At 45.9% G+C, this 7,068-nt stretch carries 5 protein-coding genes; all 5 read left to right on the top strand.

The window, feature by feature from the left end; translation table 11 throughout:
* A partial coding sequence (locus tag WMO25_RS12485; RefSeq protein ID WP_349085563.1) for a hypothetical protein occupies positions 1-346 on the top strand: 346 nt, incomplete at its 5' end.
* A 28-nt stretch (positions 347-374) separates the two neighbouring features.
* Positions 375-1,925 carry a COG1361 S-layer family protein gene (locus WMO25_RS12480; RefSeq protein WP_349085562.1) on the top strand — a complete coding sequence of 517 codons (1,551 nt, stop codon included), beginning with the start codon at positions 375-377 and terminating at the stop codon, positions 1,923-1,925.
* Complete coding sequence (locus WMO25_RS12475; RefSeq protein ID WP_349085561.1) at positions 1,912-3,189, top strand: hypothetical protein; 1,278 nt, start codon at positions 1,912-1,914, stop codon at positions 3,187-3,189. The genes WMO25_RS12480 and WMO25_RS12475 overlap by 14 nt, the downstream gene beginning before the upstream one ends.
* A gap of 456 nt (positions 3,190-3,645) precedes the next feature.
* The gene (locus WMO25_RS12470) at positions 3,646-5,337 is read left to right on the top strand and encodes a serine/threonine protein kinase (protein WP_349085564.1); all 1,692 of its coding nucleotides are present in this window, start codon (positions 3,646-3,648) and stop codon (positions 5,335-5,337) included.
* A 19-nt stretch (positions 5,338-5,356) separates the two neighbouring features.
* Positions 5,357-7,068 (top strand): Ig-like domain-containing protein (locus WMO25_RS12465; RefSeq protein ID WP_349085560.1); only part of this gene is annotated, 1,712 nt, incomplete at its 3' end.

Below are 7,068 nucleotides of genomic sequence, written 5' to 3'. Positions count from 1 at the left end.
CAGCAGACGGGAAGCCATGGATCATGCTTCAGAGTGGCTGAAAAAGATTGGTGAGGAAATTCGGGAATATCATAAGGAAGACCGGATCACAGCCTACGACCGGGCATTGATCGCTGTGGGACAGGCTGTTTTGCAGAACCCGGATCTGATTGTAGCAGATACTTTTATGACGGACCTGAACCGGGCTGAACAGGCGAGAATATTGAAAATACTGGATGATGCATCAAAGGATAGGGCTTGTCTGTTGATGACAGATGAGATTTTTTGTGGTTTTCCATGTGACAGGATATTGGAGCTGCGAAAGCCTATGGACAGAAAGCCGGCAGACAACATGAGTTGGACTTGAATGGATGAAAAGGAGCGTTAGATATAAGATGAGGAAAAGGTTATTGGCTTTTTTGATGGTCTTATGCCTGTGTCAGATGCCGCAGATGGTGTGGGCCGCAGAAGTGACAGAGAAAATGCCGCAGGGCACAGAAACAGAGAAATTAACAGAGGCAGAAACGGTGCCGGAGTCTGAAAAACAGACGGAGACTGAAAAGAATCAGAGTGAATCTGAACAGACGGAATCCAATCAGTCCGCTGTTATATTTCAGATTGATGATACGCACATTTATGAGGGTATGGAAAAAGCTTATAAAGATGGTTATGAACCAACAGTGGCCGATGACAAGGTACAGATGGTGCTGCCTCTTGTGGCGGAAGATATGAAAACGGTCTCTTCTGTGACAGTGACACCGAATCTGGGTGATACCGGTACGGCGCCTTTTGTCTACAAAAATTACCAGAAAACATTTAAGGCAACGGAGGAGACGGTGAATGGAACAAAGGATAAGAAGCAGGTTTTTCTTGTCAATTATACATTTCCGTTGAAATCAGATCGGAAGAATGGTACATATCCGGTTGTTTTTGATGTATCAGCGAAGGCCGATGGTCAGGAAATTCAGCAGAGTTTTACTCTTTATGTGACCATTGCCGATGAAAAGAAAAAGGACACTGTGAAAAAAGATAGTACATCCGATGTGTCCGTGAGCAATGATGGGGAGAACAGTTCTGATGAGTCAGAAAAGCCCACATCTGAACCGAAGCTGATTATTACAAAATGCCAGTCTGATCCTGAACGTCTGGAGGCGGGCAAAGATTTTACACTGAATGTGGAAATCAAGAATACAAGCAAGATTAAATACGTCCAGAACATGACCATTGATGTGACCTGTGCAGAGACGAATCTGACATTAAAGGCAGACAGCAATACCTTTTTCTTTGATCGTCTCGGAAGTAATGAGACATTAAAACTGCCTCTGACATTTTCCGCGTCAGCGGGGATACAGGAAGGACGTTATGATATCCAGCTGAGTATGTCCTATGATAATCCGGATGCCTCTTCACTTTCTTCATCGGGAACGATTTCAGTGGATATACATCAGCCGCTTAGAGTGGAACTGGAAGCGGATGAGCTGCCGGACAGTATTAATGCCGGTGATACTATGAACATCAATGTGCAGGCACTGAATCTGGGCAAAGGAGCCATTTACAATGTCCGCTGCGTGGTGGATGCACCGGGATTGTCAACGGGCACCAGTGCCTATATCGGCAGCGTGGAAGCCGGCAGTGCAGCAAATGGTACTTTGAAAATATTTGCAGGCATGAAGCAGTCATCAGCAGATGGTGAGATGTACGGTGAGACTTCCGGCAAACTTATTCTTTCTTATGAAGATGAGGATGGTCAGACTTACACGGCGGAAAAAGAAATCAGCACAGTGATCAATCCGCTGGATCTCAGTACGGACAGCAGCCAGACAGAGGAGAAAAAGCAAGGCGTTAGTCTGCAGTGGTATATCGGTGTCATTGCTGCTGTTGTTATTCTCGGCACGGCAGGAGTGATTATTTACAGAAGAAAGGCAAAACAGCATGAGCAGGAATAAGAAAGGCCGATGGTGGTATCTTGCTTTCAAAACTTTAAGTCTGAGAGAAATTCTACTGCCGGTCATTGGTTTTGCGATTTCCTTTGTATGGATCTGGAATGCCGCAGGGCAGTATCTGAATCTGTTTAAAGAACTTCAAAAACCTGTTGTTATTCAGGCGGAAATGTCTCAGAATCTATCTTCAGATATGCGGACATCTATCCTGTCTATGCAGGGGGTGGAGTCTTTGACACCTTATTCAGAGCAGACAGCAGTAATGCAGTGGGAAGATTACAGCGGTGAAGTCAGCGTTTATTATGTGGAAAGTGATTATATGAAATGGCTGTCCGGTCAGGCTGTGACAGCGGGAGTACCTTTTTCAGGGGGCATGCCCTATGGCATTGTATCCGAGAAAGCCCTTGAAAACCTGAAAAAGAAAACAGAAGAGCAATCCCGTATCACATCCATGCAGTCGGAAAGTGAGTCGGCAGCAGATGAAAACAGGGTGACAGATAGAAGTAGTCAGAAAGATAAGAAAAAGCAGGGGCTGGCACTGGAAAAGGCAGATTTACTGAAGGACTTTACCCTGGATGACAGTCAGTCTGTGCGCTTATACGGCATTGATCAGAACGAACAGCTGCCGGGAATTTATCTGTCAGATCAGTGGGCAGATACCTCGGATGAGAGGGGCTTTACCATGAGCGGCGGAGGAATGTCAGCGGATCCGGAGGGGAGTGATATGCCGGCTGATCCTGGAGACTTAGATATGTCTGCTGAAAGTGCCGGAAAGGACAGTATGAATTCGAAGAAATCTGCAAGCACTTCCAATAATTCAAACAGCAGCAAAATAACGGAGCGCACAGGAACAGATCGGTCTGACAGGAATGACAGCACTGCAGCTGAGGATGGGCAGCAGGTGTCTGTGAAGCTGATGATCGCTGTGAAGAATGGTTTTAATGTATCCCCGGTGATAAAGGAACTGGAACAATTTCAGATCAATGCCCAAAGTGATGTGACAGATGTTATCAGGCAGACAAACGATAAAAATATTTCCCGTCTGGAGACAGGTGCTATGATCCTTATCTGTGCCATCTTTATGATGCAAATGAGTGAATGTGTCTGGAAAATTCTGCATGTCAGGTGGCTGGAGGATATCCGGCGATTTGGTGCAGAAAAGAAAGGTGATCGAAAACTCCTGCACAGGCGCCGGCTGATGATTGCCGGTCTGGGATTGATCGGAAGTTTTGCATGGCAATGGATCTCGATATTGTATGGATGGCTGTAAAGGGCTGTCAATAAAATCATGTAGATGCAGGTGGCGGGTTGGCAATTGAAAAAATTCATATTTCAGAGTTAAAAACTCCTATGGATGAGATCGCTTAATGCGGTGTGATATTCTGTGGGAGTTTTTTTGATGGAGAGGATGTTTTGACTTTAAGAGAAAAAAGGATGTGTTTCTTCTGGTTTCTTACATTTTTGAGACGAAAAATGTCGACTGAATGGGAAATTTGGTTTTATAAAAACTTAAGAAAAAAGGATGTCGAAAGTGCTTGGCAATCAGTGGAGACGGGTGTATAATAGCGTCAATATTTCATTTCTGATAAGGCTGTCTGCCGATTCTGATGCAGGCAGAGAATTCCATTGTACGAAAGATAAATTGAATAGAGAAGACAGCGTATTTTGTCTGCAGTGACTTTTTTGAACTGCAGCAGGGCGAGGAAGGTGATTGCGATTGCCAGAAGTGTTTGAAAGCGCAGATAACCGTTACCGGGTAGAACGATATCTTGGCGAAGGCGGTTCGGGAAGAGTCTATCTTGTTGTTTGTCAGGAAGACAGCTGCTGCTATGCATTAAAGGTATCTGCGGATGATGAAGTATCCAGAGTTTCGTTATATCGTGAGGCGCGTATTTTATCATCGGTTGTGCATCCTGTATTTCCTACTGTCAGGGAGATATGGGAGGCACATGGCAGGGTTTGTCTGGTGATGTCCTATATCAGGGGAAGAACATTGCAGATGCTGATGGACAGGAAATTGTATCAGGGAGAGAAGTGTTTTGAGCCGGATGAGGTACTGTCGTGGATGATGCAATTGGCGGAGGGACTGTCGTATTTACATAGGCACAGTGTCATATACCGGGATCTGAAACCTTCCAATGTGATGGTGACTGACTCCGGACAGCTGGGCCTGATTGATTTTGGTGCCGCCTGCATTCTTGGAGATGGGATGGAGGTTGGTGAGATGGGAACACCGGGATTTGCACCACCGGAGCAGTACAGTCATGTGTGCGGTCCGGGCCCGTGGACGGATGTGTATGGATTTGGCGCTTTGCTGCACTTTCTTTTAACGGGAGATTGTCCGGCAGAGAAGATATTTTTTTTTAGAGAGATCAGACTCTGTCCGAAATCGGGCAGACAATGGTCGGTGGGGGAGAGAGTCTTCAGGAGAGGGCAGCTGAGGATTATGAATCAGCTGGTTTTGGAATGTACAGCCAGAGAGCCTGAAAAGAGACGGACTTCCTGGCGAAGGATCAGTGGGATGTTGTATGTTGCCAGTAAAGATGCTTCCAGAAGAAGGCGGATGTTTTTTAGACGATTAAGCATAGGAATAGCGGGCCTATTCTTGACCTTTTACTTAAGTCTGTCAGCCTTCGCCGACTATTGGAGATCGGCAGCTTATGAAAGGACACTTGATCAGGCTGAATCAGCGGAATCAGCAGATGCAGAGAGTATACTGCTGAATGCCATCGGAATGATGCCGGAGAGAATAGATGCCTATCAGGCCTTATATGATGCTTATATGCAGGATGGCCTGCTTTCTGAGGAGGAATGGCAGCAGATACAGAAGCTGATGCGTCTGAACAGAGAGTACCTGAAGGCGGATGAGGCCAAGTGGGTGATACTCAGTTACCAGTTGGGAATCGCTGTGTATCTTCAATCGGATGCCGGGATTTCCAAGGGACAGGCAGCTGCCTGGTTTCAGAATGTTGAAGAAGCGGATATGGAGGAATTGGATTTGGGGGTATACGATGAATGGAAGTATATCTGGCAGAAAAGAGCAGTGATATTCAGAAGATGGAGTTTGTCGGAGGTTTCTGATTTGGGAAATAGTCAGAAGTCTCCGGCAGGCAGCACGGAGAGAGGGGCATTTTGGACGGAGGTTCACAGTGTGCTGCAGGATGATTTATATCCGGAAGAACCGCGATGGGAATTGGCGGTCTATGATAGAATTCTGGGAATGATGGTGGAAAGGGCCGTCTATGATATGCAGTCAGAGAATGTTTCTGAGGAAGAGATAGAGGCAGTTTTGACAGAGATAAACAGGCGGTTGGCAGAGGATGATGGCAGTGCCAGACAGAATGAGAAAGAGATTATATTGGAGAAAGAGGCAATGCTGCGTAAGAGGATGCAAATGGCTGCAGAAGTGCGGCAGTGAATGGATGGGGGAAGAATGAATGAGAAGAAGGATGATTGTGCTGCTTGTAGTTATGTTGGTATCGGGCGTTTTGATGGGAATGTCAGGCCCAGAGGATACTGGATTGAAGTTATCCGTGAAAAAGGTGTCAAAGGCCGATGAGGGTCGTGAGATTTATACAGGACAGGAGAGCGTTTCACTTGTTTTGGCATGGAATGAGCATGCAGAGGGAACTGCGGCATCAGATGTACAATGGATCATGTGTCGGGGCAGAGATCATTTAGGCTATCAGAAAGAAGAAAAGCGTCAGATAGAAGGAAGGGGGACTATGACTTATGTGCCTGATTTGTCAGTTTTTGCAGACGGAGAAGTAACTTTTTCATTTTGGGCGGTAGATCAGGTCGGTAATACGGGAGAAGAAGCGCAGATCGTACTGATGAAAGACAGCACATGTCCGGGGATTACCGGGCGATTGGATACGAAAGGGCGGAGAGTGGGAGATTTTTATTCGGACAGCTGTCAGGTATCCATCTTTGTGCAGGATGAGAATTTTGATTTTTCATATAGGCCGAGTGTGCAGACAGAGAATGAGGATGGCTATTCATTTTCAGGGTGGCGCAGAAATGGTGACAAGGCAGAGGGTGTGATGACATTTGATGGGGAAGGCACTTACCGGCTGACATTTTCATGCAGAGATCTGGCAGGTAATGAAGCTGAAACACTGGTTGTGCCGGAATTTACCATTGACCGGACGGCACCGGAAGTTTCTGTGAAGTTCAATGAATCAGACAGTCATCATGAAACTTATTACAATCAGGTAAGAAAGGCATTGATCACAGTGAATGAGCAGTGGTTTCGGCCGGAAGATGGTAGGATAACAGTTGTCTCCGGCGGCGAAGAAAAAAAGGTGACAGAGATTGATTGGGTGAAGACAGATCAGGGTTATCAGTCGGAAATCCTCTTTGAAAGGGATGGCATGAATGCTTTAACGATAGAGTGGTCAGATCCCGCGGGCAATCAGGCGAAGCGTTATCAATCTGGGGCATTTGTCCTTGACACCGTGAAGCCGGAATTATCCATTAAGGGTGTGGAAGCCTATTCATCGAATAATGGAAAAGTGGAGCCGGTGATAGATATTTATGATGTTAATCTTGATAAAGGGGAGGCGACAGTTGCATTAGATGAATTAACAGGCAAGAAGGTGGAGATGCCGGAGGTGAAAAGGCAGGAAACAGATACGCATCATCTGCAGCTTGCAATGGGAGATTTCGGTAGTGGGATGGACGGTATTTACAGATTATCTGTTCATGCAGCCGATCTGGCAGGAAATGATGATGAGGCAGAGCTGTTTTTTACGGTTAATCGCAATGGTTCATATTATGCCTTTGATCAGAAGACAGAAGCTATGGTACAAAAGGTTTTTATCAGCAGTCCGGAGAAAGTCGTTATTTATGAGAACAATATGGACTGGCTGACGGACTCAAGCGTGATCCTCAGCTGTAATGGCAGTCTGCGTGAGCTGAAGCCGGAGAAGGACTATACAATTGAGGCGGTTGGCAATGAAACGTCAAGAAAGCAATATACTTATACAATTGATGAGAAATGTTTCAGCCGTGAGGGAACGTATTCACTTTATTTGGATTCGAAAGACAGAGCAAGTAATTACTCATCGGCAGAACAGCAGGCGCAGACCATCGGTTTTATTGTCGATCGAACAGCACCTCGAATTTCGATAATTAATCTGGAAGAGCA

It is taken from the genome of Coprococcus intestinihominis (genome assembly GCF_040096555.1).
Taxonomy (GTDB): Bacteria; Bacillota; Clostridia; order Lachnospirales; family Lachnospiraceae; genus Coprococcus_A; species Coprococcus_A intestinihominis.
This window is presented reverse-complemented; position numbering and strand designations above follow the sequence as displayed.